Origin of the sequence: Endozoicomonas sp. ISHI1 (genome assembly GCF_024606225.1) — a bacterium.
In the GTDB taxonomy this organism is placed as follows: Bacteria; Pseudomonadota; Gammaproteobacteria; order Pseudomonadales; family Endozoicomonadaceae; genus Endozoicomonas_A.
The window spans coordinates 1-1397 of record NZ_JAGRPU010000130.1 but is presented as its reverse complement, the minus strand read 5'-3'; the positions used below and the strand labels follow the sequence as shown (position 1 = coordinate 1397).

Here is a 1397-nt window from a genome sequence, read left to right as displayed (position 1 = left end):
TTCATTCCAGCCCTTCCTGATCGCCGGAAAAAAAGGCGACTGGGACTATTGCAAGGATAAGAAATATGTACCTAACGGTCCCATCGAGAAATGCGCCAGCGATATCAACCAGATCCACTACTACCAGGAGCCTTTTAACCTGATCAAAAATGCCCTGAGGACACTGTGCCGGACGGAGTCGCGCTTAACCAGGTACCAATGCTCAGATGGGAAGTTTCACCTCCCGGAGCAGATGACCGACAAAAAGATGATTTTGATGCCTGCCACACCCGAGTGGAGAGTCAGGTTCCGCTACAGTCCATTTAGCCAGTCCTTCAAGGCGAGTAAGCCAGAAAGCCGTTCTCCCGGTGCACAACTTCTGAACGCCGTAGGGGGAGATAAATTAAAACGTTTGTACCAGAAAAGGGTGAGAGACACCCAGTACAAAGTGTGTGACAGGTTTTCAAACCGTAAGTGCGAGATCTCCTACGACCATAAATACCTTGGCCAGATATTCACCCATACGGACGACTTGGAGCACATTGTCTCAGGCACTCGCGTGGATCTTGATGAAAAAGATTACATCTTCGTCTTGCACAAGATCGACAAATTCTCCCAGCTGCTGAGGTACGACCTGCATAGCCGTGAAGGGGCCAGCAACACCCACCTCCTGATATCTGACGGTAATCACTTCATCCGCGTTCACCCCCGGGGGAAGACGGCCTCTACCTGGGTGCTGAACTACAATGGGCAGCTGTCCTATAACTGCATTGCCGGGGGCGGCAGCCGGGTTCAGCGTTGTTCATCCGAGCTGAACCAGACCGAACAAACCTGGACCGTGACACTGGGTGAGACCCGTTTCCAGTTTCCTGTCCCGACACCGGACACCCCGTATAGAGTGATAGTCCAGGATGCCAGCGCACGGTTTGAGTGGGGGGCGGTGCCGGATCTCAAAGTGATTCACCAGTTATACCTCAACAGCGACCTGGACAAAAAGCCGTTAAGGGCGCCAACGCTGCGCGGAATAATCGCCGTTCAACCCGCTGCCAGCCGGTTTCTGCCGCTGGAGCTGCAAAGGTGCGACGCCTCGTTCCTTGCCCGCTGCATGGCCAATGCACCGGCGCAGTGGCTCACATACTACGTGAAGCCGCCAAGACAGACCCCGTGGAGGATGAACAGTGCCCATGATCCGTCACCCATGCACAATAATCCGCCCCCGAAGGTCATGCAGAACCCAGCCTGGTCGCGACACCGTGAGCGCTGTCAACGAGAGGCCGAAGTGTATCGCAATACACCCTATTCCTGCTTCCCTGACAAGCTGGGACTGGCCGAAGCAAACTGGGCTAAGTTAGACCGGGTGAAGCTCTGGTTCGATACTCATCACAACGCGGAAATCCAGCTCATCACTCCCAGTGACC

Annotated in this window: 1 protein-coding gene; it reads left to right on the top strand. The window is 54.5% G+C overall.

The features are described from left to right. Positions 1-1397, top strand: a 1397-nt coding sequence (locus KBW69_RS23350; protein WP_257282533.1) for a hypothetical protein, incomplete at both ends; no start/stop codon positions are given.